Origin of the sequence: Paracoccus mangrovi (genome assembly GCF_042648425.1) — a bacterium.
Classification (GTDB): Bacteria; Pseudomonadota; Alphaproteobacteria; order Rhodobacterales; family Rhodobacteraceae; genus Paracoccus; species Paracoccus mangrovi.
This window is the reverse complement of the sequence record NZ_JBHRXJ010000005.1, coordinates 228,794-245,063: the sequence shown is the minus strand read 5'-3', so window position 1 is coordinate 245,063 and position 16,270 is coordinate 228,794. Positions and strand designations below refer to the sequence as shown.

General features: G+C 63.4%; 14 protein-coding genes. 6 read left to right on the top strand and 8 right to left on the bottom strand.

The window, feature by feature from the left end; genetic code table 11:
- Positions 1-58: 58 nt before the first annotated feature.
- Together ACFOMH_RS09695 and clpX are read left to right on the top strand one after the other, a co-directional pair.
- Positions 59-688 (top strand): ATP-dependent Clp protease proteolytic subunit, encoded by a 630-nt coding sequence (locus ACFOMH_RS09695; RefSeq protein WP_374425293.1) that lies wholly within the window; start codon positions 59-61, stop codon positions 686-688.
- Positions 689-853: 165 nt separating this feature from the next.
- A complete protein-coding gene (gene clpX, locus ACFOMH_RS09690) occupies positions 854-2,119 on the top strand; it encodes an ATP-dependent Clp protease ATP-binding subunit ClpX (protein ID WP_374425294.1) in 1,266 nt (421 codons plus the stop codon).
- A gap of 317 nt (positions 2,120-2,436) precedes the next feature.
- On the opposite strand, the gene thyX is transcribed toward clpX, so the two are convergent.
- Positions 2,437-3,342: an FAD-dependent thymidylate synthase gene (gene thyX / locus ACFOMH_RS09685; RefSeq protein WP_377744167.1), complete on the bottom strand. Its 906-nt coding sequence runs from the start codon at positions 3,340-3,342 to the stop codon at positions 2,437-2,439.
- A 150-nt stretch (positions 3,343-3,492) separates the two neighbouring features.
- On the opposite strand from thyX, the gene ACFOMH_RS09680 reads away from it, so the two are divergent.
- Entirely contained in the window at positions 3,493-3,921 is a 429-nt protein-coding gene (locus ACFOMH_RS09680) for a VOC family protein (protein WP_374425295.1), read from the top strand.
- Positions 3,922-4,117: 196 nt separating this feature from the next.
- Here the strand turns inward: ACFOMH_RS09680 and ACFOMH_RS09675 are convergent, their stop codons facing one another.
- Complete coding sequence (locus ACFOMH_RS09675) at positions 4,118-4,633, bottom strand: MarR family winged helix-turn-helix transcriptional regulator (RefSeq protein ID WP_374425296.1); 516 nt, start codon at positions 4,631-4,633, stop codon at positions 4,118-4,120.
- A 91-nt stretch (positions 4,634-4,724) separates the two neighbouring features.
- Positions 4,725-4,967: an FAD assembly factor SdhE gene (locus ACFOMH_RS09670; protein ID WP_377744165.1), complete on the bottom strand. Its 243-nt coding sequence runs from the start codon at positions 4,965-4,967 to the stop codon at positions 4,725-4,727.
- A gap of 107 nt (positions 4,968-5,074) precedes the next feature.
- On the opposite strand from ACFOMH_RS09670, the gene ACFOMH_RS09665 reads away from it, so the two are divergent.
- Positions 5,075-6,277, top strand: a complete 1,203-nt coding sequence (locus ACFOMH_RS09665; protein ID WP_377744163.1) for a pyridoxal phosphate-dependent aminotransferase — start codon at positions 5,075-5,077, stop codon at positions 6,275-6,277.
- 182 nt (positions 6,278-6,459) lie between these two features.
- On the opposite strand, the gene ACFOMH_RS09660 is transcribed toward ACFOMH_RS09665, so the two are convergent.
- Positions 6,460-6,720: a hypothetical protein gene (locus ACFOMH_RS09660; protein WP_377744161.1), complete on the bottom strand. Its 261-nt coding sequence runs from the start codon at positions 6,718-6,720 to the stop codon at positions 6,460-6,462.
- 105 nt (positions 6,721-6,825) lie between these two features.
- On the opposite strand from ACFOMH_RS09660, the gene ACFOMH_RS09655 reads away from it, so the two are divergent.
- Positions 6,826-7,710 carry a LysR substrate-binding domain-containing protein gene (locus ACFOMH_RS09655; protein WP_377744159.1) on the top strand — a complete coding sequence of 295 codons (885 nt, stop codon included), beginning with the start codon at positions 6,826-6,828 and terminating at the stop codon, positions 7,708-7,710.
- 29 nt (positions 7,711-7,739) lie between these two features.
- Here the strand turns inward: ACFOMH_RS09655 and aspA are convergent, their stop codons facing one another.
- The 4 genes from aspA to ACFOMH_RS09635 all read right to left on the bottom strand — a co-directional run bounded on the left by aspA (position 7,740) and on the right by ACFOMH_RS09635 (position 12,742).
- On the bottom strand, positions 7,740-9,149 hold the full coding sequence (aspA, locus tag ACFOMH_RS09650; protein WP_377744157.1) for an aspartate ammonia-lyase: 1,410 nt from the start codon (positions 9,147-9,149) through the stop codon (positions 7,740-7,742).
- 159 nt (positions 9,150-9,308) lie between these two features.
- Positions 9,309-10,205, bottom strand: a complete 897-nt coding sequence (locus ACFOMH_RS09645; protein ID WP_377744156.1) for a LysR family transcriptional regulator — start codon at positions 10,203-10,205, stop codon at positions 9,309-9,311.
- A gap of 60 nt (positions 10,206-10,265) precedes the next feature.
- Complete coding sequence (locus ACFOMH_RS09640) at positions 10,266-12,101, bottom strand: FG-GAP-like repeat-containing protein (RefSeq protein ID WP_377744154.1); 1,836 nt, start codon at positions 12,099-12,101, stop codon at positions 10,266-10,268.
- Between the two features lie 176 nt (positions 12,102-12,277).
- On the bottom strand, positions 12,278-12,742 hold the full coding sequence (locus tag ACFOMH_RS09635; protein ID WP_374425418.1) for an Lrp/AsnC family transcriptional regulator: 465 nt from the start codon (positions 12,740-12,742) through the stop codon (positions 12,278-12,280).
- Positions 12,743-12,853: 111 nt separating this feature from the next.
- Here ACFOMH_RS09635 and putA point away from each other — a divergent pair, with 111 nt between their 5' ends.
- On the top strand, positions 12,854-16,267 hold the full coding sequence (gene putA, locus ACFOMH_RS09630; RefSeq protein ID WP_377744153.1) for a bifunctional proline dehydrogenase/L-glutamate gamma-semialdehyde dehydrogenase PutA: 3,414 nt from the start codon (positions 12,854-12,856) through the stop codon (positions 16,265-16,267).
- Positions 16,268-16,270 lie beyond the last annotated feature (3 nt).

The following is a 16,270-nucleotide window of genomic DNA, read 5'->3' as shown; positions in this document are numbered from 1 at the left end:
GATCCGGGGGCGATTCGCGGCGGGGGCTGCGAGGCAGGGACAATAAGCAGGAAAACACATGCACGATCCGGCAGAATTCTACATGAACACCCTCGTCCCGATGGTCGTCGAACAGACCAGCCGTGGCGAGCGCGCCTATGACATCTTCTCGCGTCTGCTCAAGGAGCGGATCATCTTTCTGGCGGGGCCGGTGCATGACGGCATGGCCACGCTGATTTCGGCGCAGCTGCTGTTCCTTGAGGCCGAGAACCCGACCAAGGATATCAGTATGTATATCAATAGTCCTGGCGGCGTGGTGACCGCGGGCCTGTCGATTTATGACACGATGCAATATATCAAGCCGCGCGTCTCGACGCTGGTGGTGGGGCAGGCGGCCTCGATGGGATCCTTGCTGCTTTGCGCCGGCCAGCCGGGCATGCGCTATTCCTTGCCCAATTCGCGGGTGATGGTGCATCAGCCTTCGGGCGGGTTCCAGGGGCAGGCGACGGATATCCTGATCCATGCGCGCGAAACCGAAAAGCTGAAGCGGCGCCTGAACGAGATTTACGTCAAGCATACCGGCCGCACCCTCGAAGAGGTCGAGCAGGCGCTTGAACGCGACCGTTTCATGTCGCCCGCCGAGGCCAAGGAATGGGGCCTGATCGACGAAATCCTCGAAGCGCGCGGCAAGGCCGAGCCCGAGAAATAATCCGGGCTTTGCCGCTGGCGGCAAGGTTTTTTGGGGATTGTGACGGGCAAGTGGCGCCCGTAACATGGACCGCAAGCGCGGCGCGCGCGACAGGGTCCTGTACCGTAAAGTGCAGAGGTCCGGCAGTTGCGCCGGGCTTCTTGGGTAAGGCGAGGATGTGAAGTAATGGCCAATCCGACCGGCGGCGACAGCAAGAATACGCTCTATTGCAGCTTTTGCGGCAAGAGCCAGCATGAGGTGCGCAAGCTGATCGCCGGACCGACCGTGTTCATCTGCGATGAATGCGTCGAGCTTTGCATGGACATCATCCGCGAGGAAACCAAGACGTCTGCGCTGAAATCCGGCGATGGCGTGCCCAGTCCGCGCGAAATCTGCAATGTGCTGGACGATTACGTCATCGGCCAGGAACATGCCAAGCGGGTGCTGTCGGTCGCGGTGCACAACCACTATAAGCGCCTGAACCACAGCTCGAAATCCGACATCGAACTGGCCAAGTCGAATATCCTGCTGATCGGCCCGACGGGCTGCGGCAAGACGCTTCTGGCGCAGACGCTGGCGCGCATTCTTGATGTGCCCTTCACCATGGCCGATGCCACCACGCTGACCGAGGCCGGCTATGTCGGCGAGGATGTCGAAAACATCATCCTCAAGCTGTTGCAGGCGAGCGAATACAATGTCGAGCGCGCGCAGCGCGGCATCGTCTATATCGACGAGGTCGACAAGATCACGCGCAAATCCGACAACCCCTCGATCACCCGCGACGTGTCGGGCGAGGGGGTGCAGCAGGCGCTTCTCAAGATCATGGAGGGCACGGTCGCCAGTGTCCCGCCCCAAGGTGGGCGCAAGCATCCACAGCAAGAGTTCCTGCAAGTCGACACCACCAATATCCTGTTCATCTGCGGCGGCGCCTTTGCGGGTCTGGACCGGATCATCGCACAGCGCAACAAGGGCACGGCGATGGGCTTTGGCGCTTCGGTCAAGGAAAACGACGACAAGGGCGTGGGCGAGCTGTTCAAGCAGCTTGAGCCCGAAGATCTGCTGAAATTCGGCCTGATCCCCGAATTTGTTGGCCGTTTGCCGGTCATCGCGACTTTGGGCGATCTGGATGAAGACGCGCTGATCACCATTCTGACCCAGCCCAAGAACGCGCTGGTCAAACAGTACCAGCGGCTGTTCGATCTGGAAGATGTGAAGCTGACCTTTACCGAAGATGCGCTGGTCGCCATCGCCAAACGTGCTATCAAACGCAAGACCGGCGCGCGGGGCCTGCGTTCGATCATGGAGGATATCCTTCTGGATACCATGTTCGATCTGCCGGGGATGGACAGCGTTCAGGAAGTGGTCGTGAATGACGAGGCGGTCGATAACCCTTCGGCCAAACCGCTGATCATTCATGTGGACGCCAAGAAAGAGCCCGCTGCCGCGAGCTGAGAGTTGCCAGTGATTGCGAGCGGTGCGTGATGCGCCGCTCGTCTGGTGTCCGTGATCCCGTTTGTTCAGCCTGCCGCGCAAATAGGCGCCGCCTTGTTGACTCTGCCGAGGTTTGGGGCGGATCATCTTATATTGATGTAACTCTTGCGCCGGATCGGTCCTACGGATCGCTGGCGATGATCCGCTGCAAGACCATCTTTATATCTGGATGCTGTGATGCGGCCACGCGCTTTTCAGTTCTGCGGCGGCGTCAATCGTCACCGCGGAGAGTTTTCGCCTGAAAACGCGCAGTCGAAAGGGTACGGCTCGAAGCAGCGCTAGGACCAGACAGCCTCGAATTCCCGCCATTCACCGATGCTCATGCCGCTGTTTTCCTGCGTCACCGTCTCGCCGGCGAGGCGCCGTTTCAGCGCGGCGATGCCTTTGGCCGACAGCTGCGTGCCCCCAAGGCGATAATCCTCAAAGGCTGCATAGGCAAACGGCACCCAGTCACGAACGATCCCGCACATCGTATCGGCATAGGTGCGGATCTCATATTGCGCATGGGCATCGGCACGCAGCCGCAGAAAGTGGAACAGATTGTGCAGATCGACCTTCCAATACCATTGCGTATAGACATTGGCCGGCAGGTTCATCCGCGCGAGCTCGCGGGCCAAACCTTTCTGTCCCTCTTGGCTCAGCATGGATTCGTAGTGGTCATAGCTGCGCATCGCATCATCGCGCAGCATGTCCAGAACGCGGGCGGCCTCTTCGCCCTCAAGCAATTCGCCGCGTCCCTGGCGGTTGACCGAGGATTGCGCCGAAAGATGTTCGGGGGCGGGGATATAGAACTCGCGGTCGAGGATGGAATAGCGCGCCGAATATTCGTTCACATTGGCGGTGCGGTGCCGGATCCATTGCCGGGCGACAAAGACCGGAAGCTTGACGTGAAACTTGACCTCGCACATTTCGAAGGGGGTCGAATGCCAGTGCCGCATCAGGTAACGGATCAGCCCCTCATCCGTGCTGACGGATTTCGTGCCGCGCCCATAGCTGACCCGCGCGGCCTGCGTGATCGCGGAATCGTCGCCCATGTAATCGACGACGCGCACCAATCCATGGTCCAGAACCTGATGCGGAAGGTAGAGGTGCTTTTCCATTCCCTCGGACACGGCGCGCAGGGTGGGGCGCGGCTGAGCGCGCTGCTCGTCGATCTCGGCCTGTTGTTCGGGGGTAAGCGGCATGGCGGAATCCTTGGGTTCGATTGGCATATCTTGTGGCATTAGCGCGCGCTTCAATCAACCTGCTGTGTGCATCAGGTCCCTTCCTGCACCGGCATATTGCAGCGCAGGATCAGCAATGCCAATCTTGGCCCGGCAACGGAAAGGATGACAATGAAAATCCGCTATTTGCATACCATGATCCGGGTGAAGGATCTTGAGGCGACGATGACGTTCTTTCGCCTGTTGGGGCTGGAAGAGATCCGGCGCATCGACAATGACAAGGGGCGCTTTACATTGGTTTTCATGGCCCCGCCCGACCAGCATGAATGCCCGGTCGAGCTGACCTTCAATTGGGATGGGGATGAGGGGCTGCCCTCGGACAGCCGTCATTTCGGCCATCTGGCCTATCGCGTCGGCAATATCTACGACATGTGTCAGAAGCTGATGGACGCTGGCGTGACCATCAACCGGCCGCCGCGCGACGGTCACATGGCTTTTGTGCGCAGCCCCGACAATGTATCGATCGAGATCCTGCAAGAGGGTGAGCATCTGCCCCCGCAGGAACCTTGGGCGAGCATGGAAAATACCGGCCACTGGTAATCGCAGCCTAGGCGCGCGTCAGTGAGCGCGCGCCATCAGCGTTGTAATCATGGCGCACTGAGATCCGCATCCCGTTTTCGGTTGCCCTGTATCGGGCGGCGGCGCGGGATCGCGAAACTCGCCAGCCTTGACCGCGAGGTTTGGCGGGGGTGAATGCAGGGGCCGACCAGGGCGATGCCTTGGGGCGGATGCCCGATCAATAGATATAGCGGATCTGTTCGGCCCAGAAGCGTTCGACCCGTCGCCATTGCAGGTTCACCGCCTCGACCGGCGGGTCGTCCAGCACGCCCGACAGCTCCAACCCCTCGGCATGGCGGCAGAACAGTTCGGCCACGCAATCGCGCACCTCTTGTCCCTGTTGGGTCAGACGCACACGAACCGAGCGGCGATCCATGTCGCAGCGTTCGTGGTGGACATAACCCAGTTCGACCAGCTTCTTGAGGTTGTATGAGACGTTCGACCCCTGATACATCCCGCGTGAGCGCAATTCGCCCGCCGTCACCTCGGCCGTGCCCAGATTATAGATCAGCATCGCCTGCACCGGGGTCAGATCGGAACGGCCCAGCCGTTCGAATTCATCCTTGACCAGATCCAGCATCAGCCGATGCAGCCGTTCAAGGATCTGCAGGCTTTCAAGATAGGATTCGGTGCGGTTGTTGCGCGGCAAGGGGCGCAGGGCGGGCACCGATTGAGCAGGGCTGCGCTGAGGCATTTGCGGCTTCCGTCTGATGGTTCATTTCCGTCATCATGCCTCATATTTGCCAAGCTTAGGTTAATCCTGACGCTTTTCTCTAAAATTACATCTATTTTGCCAGCCGCGCCCGGGCGAAGGCCGCGATCCGGTCCAGAAGAGGCAGCAATTCCTGGGGTCCGGGGCGGGCATCGCCGAGCCGGGCGGTGATCCAGGGATAAAGGTCCTGATCGTTTTCGTTCAGCAGGATCTCGTAAAGATCCATGTCCTGCGGATTCAGCGTTTCCAGCTCGCTATCCGAAAACGGGCCCAGAATCAGGTCCATCTCTTTCATGCCGCGACGCCAGCTGCGCATTCGCAGTCGTTTGAGCCTTGCTTGATCGTGGTCCACGCTGTTCTCCGGCTTGCCTGTTCATGGCGGGTATGCCTATGGTCCGGCATCCCACGGACAGGATGAATTCGATGAGCTTTTTGTCGCAGACGCTTGCCCGCGTCAAACCCTCACCCACGATTGCGATCACCGGCCGCGCCCAGGAATTGAAGGCCGAGGGACGCGATATCATCGCGCTTTCCGCCGGCGAGCCCGATTTCGACACCCCGGAACATATCCGTGAGGCGGCGAAATCGGCGATTGATCAAGGGTTTACGCGCTATACTGCCGTGGACGGCACGCCGCAGCTCAAGCAGGCGGTCTGCGACAAGTTCGCGCGCGAGAACGGGCTGAACTATAGTCCTGCACAGATCAGCATCGGCACCGGCGGCAAGCAGATCCTTTATAACGCGCTGATGGCGACGCTGAATCCGGGCGATGAGGTGATCATCCCCGCACCCTATTGGGTCAGCTATCCTGATATGGTGCTGTTGGCGGGGGGGATGCCGGTGATCGTGCCGGCGGTAATGGAAAACGGCTATCGCATCAGCGCCGACCAGCTTGAGGCGGTGATCACGCCGCGCACGAAATGGGTGATCCTGAATTCGCCCTCGAACCCGTCGGGGGCGGGTTATGGCGCGGCGCATATGCGGGCGTTGACCGATGTGCTGATGCGCCATCCCCATGTCTGGGTGCTCAGCGACGATATCTATGAACATCTGGTCTTTGACGATTTCCGGTTCGTCACCCCGGCACAGATCGAACCCGGCCTGAAAGAGCGGGTGCTGACCATGAATGGCGTGTCGAAATCCTATGCCATGACCGGCTGGCGCATCGGCTATGGCGCCGGCCCCGAGTTGCTGATCCGCGCCATGGCCAAGCTGCAATCGCAATCCACCTCGAACCCCTGTTCGATCAGCCAATATGCCGCGCTGGCCGCGCTGACCGGGCCGCAGGACTATATCGAAACCAGCCGCGCCATCTTTCAGCGCCGCCGCGATCTGGTGGTCAATGCGCTGAACGATTGTCCCGGCATCGTCTGCCCGGTGCCCGAAGGGGCGTTCTATGTCTATCCCTCGATCCACGCGCTGATCGGCAAGACCTCGGCCGGGGGCACGAAAATCGCCGATGACGAGGCCTTTGCCACCGCGTTGCTGGATGAAACCGGCGTTGCCGTGGTCTTTGGCGCGGCCTTTGGGCTTAGCCCGCATTTCCGGGTTTCCTATGCCACATCGGATGCGGTGCTGATGGATGCCTGTGCCCGGATCAAGGGTTTTTGCGAAGGGCTGCGCTAGGCACGCGACAGGCAGGCGTGACGAGCAGGTGCGACGGGCAGGTGCGACGGGCAGGCGCGACGGGCAGGTGCGACGGGCAGGCGCGACGGGCAGGTGCGACGGGCAGGCGCGACGGGCAAACGGGCCGCCCTTGGGCGGCCCGGGATCGTGGCGATTTGCTGCGGCGGGCGGCGGCAGGCGGGCTACCACAGATGGCGGCGCAGCGCCTCGCCTTCGGGGGTGGGGTGGCGGCTGTCTACCCGGCGGCCGCCCAGCACCCCGATGTCGCGCAACAGATGAGGCGGCAGATTGGCGATGGCGCGGCGGGTCTCGCGGTCATCCAGCGCCTGCATCCGGTCATAGCGGCTCGATAGGGGCTGCTTATCGTTCTGGCGCAAGCCAAGTGTCTGGGCGATGCGCCCGAAAAGGCCGAGGCGAAAGGTATTTGCAACATCGTGCGACATGATCGGTTCCTTATTCGGCGCTTGCTTTTAGTCCATGTTCACAGGATGCTGGTTTTCCAAAGCTCTTGCCAACAAAGGCTCAGCACGGGACGATAAGGGCAGTTTATGGCAATCCCTCCTTTGGCAGCCTTGCGGGCATTTGAGGCCGTTGCCCGCCATCTGAATTTCACCCGCGCCGCCGAGGAGCTTGGGATGACCCAGGCGGCCGTCAGCTATCAGATCCGCCTGCTTGAGGACCGCATGGGCGCGCCACTGTTTCTGCGCAAGCCGCGCGAGGTGGTGCTGACCGAAACGGGTGCGCTGTTCGCACGCCCGACCATCGATGCTTTTGAAATTCTGCGCGAAGCCTATGCAGAACCGACGACCGATCTGGTTTCGACCCTGTCGATTTCGACCATGCCGACCTTTGCGGGAACCTGGCTGTCGCCCCGGCTTGGCAAGTTTCAGATGAACAACCCCGATCTGGCGGTGCGGCTGGAAACCAGCGATACCATCGTCGATTTCGCGCGCGAAGATGTCAGCGTGGCCATTCGCGGCGGTTACGGCAACTGGCCGGGTCTGACGGCGCAGCATCTGATGGAAATGGATTATTCGCCGATGCTGTCCCCGACACTGGCCGCGAAGCATGACATCCGCGAGCCGGCGGACCTGCTGAAGCTGCCGCTGCTGGATCGGGCGGATCGCAACTGGGCGGTCTGGATGCGCGAAGCGGGCGTGGATTTCTGGGAAACCCCGCCCAAGCCCGGCCTGACGCTGGCCACCGACCTGCATGAGGCGCGCGCCGCGCTGGCCGGTTACGGTGTGGCGCTGTTGACGCCCCGCTTTTTCCGGTTCGAGCTGGCGACCGGCAGCCTGATCCAGCCCTTTCCCCTGGCGGCCAAGAACGGGCGCAGCTATTGGCTGGTTTATCCGCCGGGGCGCCGGAACCGCCCTGCGATCCGCAAATTCCGTGCCTTTCTGCTGGACGAAATCGCCAGCGATCCGGGTTAGGCGGGCCGCCGGCAGAGTTCAGAACCCGATCAGGCGACAAAGGGCTGCGGTCGGGTCAGGTTTTCGGGCCGCAGGATCGCATCCAGCCGATCCTTGGGCAGCAATCCCTTTTCCAGCACCAGATCATAGACCCCGCGCCCGGTCAGATGCGCCTCGGTCGCAACCTCGGTCGCCGCCGCATAGCCGATATAGGGGTTCAGCGCGGTGACGATGCCGATCGAATTGCGCACGGTTTCGCGCAGCACATCGTGATTGGCGGTGATGCCCTGAACGCAATTCATCCGCAGCGTGTCGCAGGCGGCGATCAGATGGCTGATCGAGCGAAAGGCGCTATAGGCGATCACCGGCTCAAAGGCATTCAGCTGTAGCTGCCCGCCCTCGGCCGCCATCGAGATGGTGACGTCATTGCCGATCACCTCGAAGGCGACCTGATTGACCACTTCGGGGATGACCGGGTTGACCTTGCCGGGCATGATGGACGAACCGGCCTGACGCGCGGGCAGATTGATTTCATTGAACCCCGCGCGCGGCCCCGATGATAACAGCCGCAGGTCGTTGCAGATTTTCGAAAGCTTGACCGCGACGCGCTTGAGCACGCCCGAAACCTGGACAAAGGCGCCCGTGTCCTGTGTTGCCTCGACCAGATCGAAGGCGGTGACCACGGGGATGGTGGTGATCTCGGCCAGCCGGGCGCGGACGCGTTCGGCATAATCGGGATGGGCGGTGATGCCGGTGCCGATGGCGGTGGCGCCCAGATTGATTTCGCACATCAGCTGTGCAGCCTCGGCCAGCCGGGCCTCATCCTCGCCGATGGTGATGGCGAAGGCGTTGAATTCCTGGCCCAGCGTCATCGGCACCGCCTCTTGCAGCTGCGTGCGCCCCATTTTCAGGATGCTGCCGAACTCTCCGGCCTTGGCCGCGAATGCCAGCCGCAGCGCCGCGAGCGCCGCGATCAGCTGCTGCAACCCGCGCCATGTCGCCAGCCGCAGCGCGGTCGGATAGACGTCATTGGTCGACTGGCTCATGTTTACATGTTCGTTCGGATGCAGATGCCGGTAATCGCCCCTGGCATGCCCCAGAAGCTCAAGCGCGCGATTGGCGATCACCTCATTGGCGTTCATGTTGGTCGAGGTTCCGGCGCCGCCCTGGATCTGGTCGACGATGAACTGATCATGCAGCGCGCCGGCGCGGATTTCCTCGCAGGCGGCGATGATCGCATCGCGGCTGTCGAGCGGCAGCAGGTCCAGATCGGTATTGGCCAGCGCCGCCGCCTGTTTGATCGCGGCCAGCGCGCGGACAAGTTCGGGGATTTCGCCGACCGGACGGCCCGAGATCGGGAAATTCTCGACCGCGCGCAGCGTGTGAATGCCCCAATAGGCATCGGCGGGGACCGCGCGGCCGCCAAGCAGGTCATGTTCCAGGCGCGTGTTCGTCGTCATCGTCTGCACTTGGGATGCGCGCGGGCGGGCCCCTGCCATCGGGCGGGGCTGCATTGCGCAGGTTACGGGTTCGGTCGATCGGGGCGGCCAGTCTTACGGGTTCGCAGCGCAATCTTTAGGCGCGATCCGGCGATGGCTCCAATGCCAAGTCGCGCTGGGTTATTCCGAATCCGCATAACCCTGGGGCAGGGTGGTGGCGGCGTTCCAGACCCGGCCCGCCAGGCCGCGCCCGCGTGCCGGGTTGCGATAAAGCCGGATCTCCATCGGCAATTCGGGGGCCACCACCTCAAGCCGGCCCGAGAGGATCTCGGCCTCGGCCATGCGGCGCGGCAGCCAGACCAGCCCATGCCCCGCCACCGCCATGCTTTTCATCGCCTCGGCCATCGAGGCCTCGTCGGTATGGGCGACATAGACGCGGGGGGCGCCGGGCTGGGCCAGTGCGATGCGTGCCATGGCGTTCAGAAACGAGCCCCGCGAATAGGTCAGCATCGGCATGCCATCGCTTTGCCATTCGGCCGGCCAGCCGGGGCGGGCGACGGCGACCAGCGCGTCCTGACCCACGGTCCGATAGGGATAGGCCGCCGGATCAAGGGGGATATTCACCTGGGGATGGGCATAGGTCAGGAAAAAGTCATAGCCCCCTTCGGTCAGCGAGGCGATGCAGCGGTCGAAATTCTCGGGCTTGACGCGGCTGGTCATCTGGCCGGCGACCGCCTTGAGCCGCATCAGCCAGCCGGGCAGAAAGGTCACGGTCAGGCTGTGCAGCGCCAGAAAGGAAATCTCGCCGCCGCGATTGCGGGCATGGTCGCGGAATTCTGCGCGGCGGGCATGGATCATGCGCACGACCTCTTCGGCGGTTTCGCGCAGCAAGATCCCCTCGGGGGTCAGCGTGACCGGATAGCTGTCGCGCGACAAAAGATCCGTGCCCAGCCATTCCTCAAGCGCGCGGATGCGGCGCGAAAAGGCGCTTTGGGTCACGCCCCGCAGTTCGGCCGAGCGCGAAAAGCTGTGCGTCTCGGCCAGAACCAGGAAATCCTCAAGCCATTTAAGATCCATGCGGCCCCCTTGGCGCCGCTTTATCGCCGGGATCGCCGCGATGCCATAGGCCGATGCGCCCTAGAACAGGAATTCGTCCGGGTAGCCGGGCCCCTCGAAGCTGTCGCCATCCGACAGCGCGACGATGACGCCGTAATCGCCAAAGCCCACGATGTCGGCCATGCCGTCGCCGTTGATATCGGCCAGCTGGCGTTCGTGCAGGTTGTTGCGCCAGCCATCGTCATAGCCGAAATCCGTGGACCAGAGTTCGGCGGCCTCGAATCCCCACCATGCCGAAAGCGCGACATAGACGCCGTCCTCGCCAAACCCGACCAGATCGTCGCGCCCGTCGCCATTCACATCGGCGACGGTGCGGATATGGCGCTCATTGCTCCAGCCGTCATCGACGCTGCCGAAATCGCCGCTCCAGCCGCTGCCGGCGACAAAGCCGTTGCCATTCGACAGCGCGATCCGGGTGCCGTAATCGCCAAAGCCGACCAGATCGGCGCGTCCGTCGCCGTCGATATCGCCAAGGCTGCGGCTGTGGCGGTCGACGCGCCAGCCGCTGCTTTGGCTAAAGCCGCTCAGCCACAGGCTGGCCGGATCGAAGCTCGCGCCATTGGACAGGCTGACCAGCACCCCGCGTTCGCCAAAGCCGATCACATCGTCGCGGCCATCGCCATTGACGTCGGCGACCTCGCGCACATGGCGCCCGCTGCGCCAGCCGCCGGCGACATAACCGAAATCGCCAAGCCACAGGCTGCCGGCGTCAAAGCCCGAACCGTTCGACAGCGCCACCGTGATGCCGTCATTGCCAAAAGCCACGATATCGTCGCGACCGTCGCCATCGACATCGCCGGCGGTACGGAAATGGCGGCCCTCTCGCCAGCCGGCGGCGGCGGTGAATTCCGCCGTCCAGATTTCGGCGCGGCCGAAACGGATCTCTTCGGCCGCGGCGACCAGCACGCTGCGTTGCCCAAAGCCCAGGATATCGGCCCGCCCGTCGCCATCGCTGTCGGCCAAAAGGCGTTCATGCCGTTCGGTGCGCCAGCTGCTGTTGAGGTCGAAATCCAGGCTCCAGATATCCATGACGTCGTCGACGTGATATTCGCGCTGCATCCAGTCGTAATAGCTGTTGCCAAAGATCGGGCTGCCATCGGGATGGGTGCCGGTCTGGACCGCCGGATCGTGGGCGCCATAGGCCTCAAACGCGTCGAAATAGAGGCGCAGCAATCCGGGATCGAGCAGGTTCACCGGCAATTGCCGCGAGCCATAGCCGACATAGGCTTCGAAATCATGCTCGGCGGTATAGCCTTGTTGCGCCAGCGTCGCGAAAAGCGAGGCGTTGAAATGGTCGCTGTGCTCGCTGGGGGCGAGGATACTTACATGATCCTGAACCATGACATGCGAGGGCTGATGCCGCTCCATCAGCATCAACAGCGTGTCGGCCAGCTCGGCGCGGGTATAGCTGTTCGCGCCATCGACGCTATGGGCTTCGTCGATGCTGCCATTCCAGAGCTTGAGCAGGCTTTCATAGCCGTTGCGGCCGGACCCGTCGCCGCCCCGGAACCCGTCGGGCAGGCGCAGGAAATAGAGCCGGATTTCGGGCCGGTCGGCCAGATAGCTGGTGGCGATGCTGAACTGCTCTTCGCCATGGCTCAGCTCGACCGTTTCATGAACCCAGTCTGTAGAGCCTGCATAGACGCTGTAGGCGGCGCGCGCGCCATCTTCGCGCGCGGCCCAATAGCTTTGGTCGCGCCCGGCATCGCCCGCCGTGACAAAGACCGTCGTCATCGCCTCGCCATTGGCGATGGCGGCCGCGATATCGTGATTCATGAAAAGAATGTCGTCATCTTCATGGGCAACCAGCGCCATGTGAGAGGCGGCGACATCCCCGCCGCAGGTTGAAACGGGCATGGTAAACACTCGTGTTAATTGTGAAAAATCGTTGTGATACAAATAGGTTAACCGGACGTCGCGGAATGACAACGTCGTAAAGGCCGATCTGCTAAAAGGATAGATGCGAGACGTGGGCAGGACCTGTCCGGCGCCGGACGGTGCCTTGGCGGGACGATCCGGTTAACGGTTTGCGGCTAGATCGCGGTCCAGTTCTGTTCGACCACGGCCTCCATCGCGACATAGCTGGTGGTCGCGTGGATATGGGGCAGGGCCGAGATGCTTTCGGCCATGATGCGCCGGTAATCGGTCATGTCGCGCGACCGCACCTTGAGCAGATAGTCGAATCCGCCCGCGATCATATAGCATTCCTCGACCTCGGGGATGGCGCGGACGGCGGCGTTGAACTGTTCCAGCGCCTTTTGCCGCGTATCCGAAAGCCGCGCCTCGACATAGGTGACATGGGTCAGGCCCAGCTTCAGCGGCGACAGGATCGCGCGATAGCCGGTGATCAGGCCCATTTCCTCCATCTGGCGGATGCGCAGCGCGACCGGGGTCTTTGACAGCCCCACCTTGCGCGCCAGTTCCGTGGTCGGAATCCGGGCATTGGTCACCAACTCATGCAGGATCTTGCGATTGGTATTGTCCAGCGCCTCGTCCATGGTCTGAATATCCTGCATATTTTGTTACGATCAGCTAGCGTTTTGGCATATAATGGTCACATGGTCCACGACCTTCCCGATATGAGGATCGCCACACCCGAGGAGATTCCCATGCCCGCAATCGCCCTGACCGCCTTTGACGCGGATGCCAAGTTTCAGTCTGAATCCGCGCTTTTGGATCGCCTTGTCGCCGAGGCCGCGCTGAGCCCCGGCGCGCGTGCCGCGATCACCGCCCGCGCCGCCGAGCTGGTGCGCCGCATCCGGGCCGAGGCCAAGCCCACGCTGATGGAGCATTTCCTGTCGGAATACGGCCTGTCCACGCGTGAGGGCGTCGCGCTGATGTGTCTGGCCGAGGCGATGCTGCGCGTGCCCGACCGGGGCACGATGGATGCGCTGATCGAGGACAAGATCGCGCCCTCGGACTGGGGCAGGCATCTGGGCGAGGCCTCGTCCTCGCTGGTCAATGCCTCGACCTGGGCGCTCATGCTGACGGGCAAGGTTCTGGACGACGATCAGGGCGGCATCGCCGGCACCCTGCGCGGCGCCATCCGCCGGCTGGGCGAGCCGGTGATCCGCACCGCGGTCGGCCGGGCGATGAAGGAAATGGGCCGTCAGTTCGTTCTTGGCGAAACCATTCAAAAGGCGCTGGATCGCGCCAAAACCCGCGAGGCCCAGGGCTTTACCTATAGCTATGACATGCTGGGCGAGGCGGCGATGACCGGCGCCGATGCCGCGCGCTATGCCCGCGATTATTCCGACGCCATCGCCGCGATCGCGCAGGCCTGTGACAAGGGCTCGGTCGAAATGAATCCGGGCATCTCGATCAAGCTCTCGGCGCTGCATCCGCGCTATGAGGTCGCGCAGGAAAAGCGCGTTCTGGCCGAGCTGGTGCCGGTGGTGCTGTCGCTTGCGCGGCAGGCCAAGGCCGCAGGCATGGGCATGAATATCGACGCCGAGGAACAGGACCGGCTGGTCATTTCGATGAAGGTGATCGAGGCCGTGCTGTCGGACCCTTCGCTTGCCGGATGGGACGGGTTCGGCGTCGTGGTTCAGGCCTATGGCAAGCGCGCCGGTCAGGTGATCGACTGGCTTTACGCGCTGGCCACGCGGCTGGACCGCAAGATCATGGTGCGTCTGGTCAAGGGCGCCTATTGGGACACCGAGATCAAGCGCGCCCAGGTCGAGGGCATGCCGGGCTTTCCGCTGTTCACCAGCAAGGTCGCGACCGATGTCAGCTATATCGCCAATGCCCGCAAGCTGATCGGCTATTCGGACCGCATCTATCCGCAATTCGCCACCCATAACGCCCAGACCGTCGCGGCGGTTCTGGAAATGGTCGGCGATACGCGTTTCGAGTTCCAGCGCCTGCATGGCATGGGCGAGCGTCTGCATGACATCGTGCTGCGCGACAGCAATGGCTGCTGCCGCATCTATGCCCCGGTCGGCGCGCATCGCGATCTTCTGGCCTATCTGGTGCGCCGGCTTCTGGAAAACGGCGCGAACTCGTCCTTTGTGCATCAGATCGTCGATGAAACGGTGTCCGCCGAGGCGGTCGCCCGCGATCCGTTCGAAGCTTTGGCCACGGCGCATGCCCCGGCCAGCCTGGTCGCGCCCGCCGCGATCTTTGGCGCCGGCCGCACCAATTCCGAAGGCTTCGACCTCAGCGATGAGGGCACTTTGGCCCGCATCGATGCGGCGCGCGATTGCACCGTCCCGGATGCCGCGCCCCTGACCGTGTCCGAACCCGCCGGCACCCGCGTGGCGGTGGTGAACCCTGCCACCGGCGAGACCGTCGCCCATGTGACCGAGGCCGATGCCGCGACCGTCGCCCGCGCCATCGGGGATGCGCGCATCTGGGACGCCCCGGCGGCCGAACGCGCCGCCGTCCTGCGCCGCGCCGCCGATCTTTACGAGGAAAATTACGGCCCGATCTTTGCCGCGCTGGCGCGCGAGGCCGGAAAGATCCTGCCCGATTGCGTGGGGGAACTGCGCGAGGCGGTGGATTTCCTGCGCTATTACGCCGCCGAGGGCGAGCATTCGAGCCGCGCGCCGCGCGGCATCGTCACCGCGATCAGCCCGTGGAACTTTCCGCTGGCCATCTTCACCGGCCAGATCGCGGCGGCACTGATGGCGGGGAACGCGGTACTGGCGAAACCCGCCGAACAGACGCCGCTGATCGCGGCGATTGCCGTGCGTCTGCTGCATGAGGCGGGCGTGCCGCGCGCGGCGCTGCAACTCCTGCCCGGACAGGGCGGCACGGTTGGCGCGGCGCTGACTTCGGATGCGCGCATCAATGGCGTCGTCTTTACCGGCTCGACCGAAACCGCGCAGATCATCGCCCGCGCCATGGCCGCGAATATGGCGCCCGGCACGCCGCTGATCGCCGAAACCGGCGGGCTGAATGCGATGATCGTCGATTCGACCGCGCTGCCCGAACAGGCGGTGCGCGATATCGTCGCTTCAAGCTTCCGTTCGGCCGGACAGCGCTGTTCGGCGCTGCGCTGCCTATACGTTCAGGAAGACATTGCCCCCCATGTGATCGCCATGATCAAGGGCGCGATGGACGAGCTGCGCGTGGGCGACCCCTGGAACCTGTCGACCGATGTCGGCCCCGTCATAGACGATGAGGCCCGCCAGGGCATCGACGTCTATGCCGAGGCCAATGCCGCCCGCGTCCTGCATCGTGTCTGGGCACCCCGGCAGGGCCATTTCATCGCGCCGCTGCTCATGAAAGTGAACGGCATCGACGATCTGGACCGCGAGGTGTTCGGCCCCGTCCTGCATGTCGCGACCTTCCGCGCCGATCAGCTGGACCGGGTGGTTCAGGGCATCAATGCGCGCGGCTACGGGCTGACCTTTGGGCTGCACACGCGCATCGATTCGCGCGTGCAAGAGGTGTCCGAGGCGATCCATGCCGGCAATATCTACGTCAACCGCAACCAGATCGGCGCCGTCGTCGGCAGCCAGCCCTTTGGCGGCGAGGGCCTGTCGGGCACTGGTCCCAAGGCGGGCGGGCCGCTGTATCTGGCGCGCTTTTTCGCCCCCGATCCGGTCGATCCGGGCACCGACTGGCCCGGTCATGCCGATGGCCGCAAACTGCAAGCCGCTCTGGCCGGGACGGCCACGCTGGGCGAGGCCCCGATCACCGAATACCTGATGTCGGGTCCGACCGGCGAGCTGAACCGGCTCAGCCTGCTGAGCCGTCCGGCGCTGCTGTGCCTTGGGCCGGGGGCCGCGGCGGTGCAGGCGCAGGTGGCGTCGGTTCAGGCGCTTGGCGGGCGTGCGGTGGCGGTCGACGGCACCCTGTCGCCTGCGGCTCTAGCCGCGACGGGCGATATTTCCGGGGCGATCTGGTGGGGCGATGCCGCACAGGGCCGGGCCTATGCCCAGGCGCTGGCCGGGCGCAAGGGCGCGATCGTGCCATTGATCACCACGCGCCCCGATCTGGCCCATGTTGCGCATGAACGCCATCTGTGCGTCGATACCACCGCGGCGGGCGGCAATGCCGCATTGCTGGCGGGCTGACGT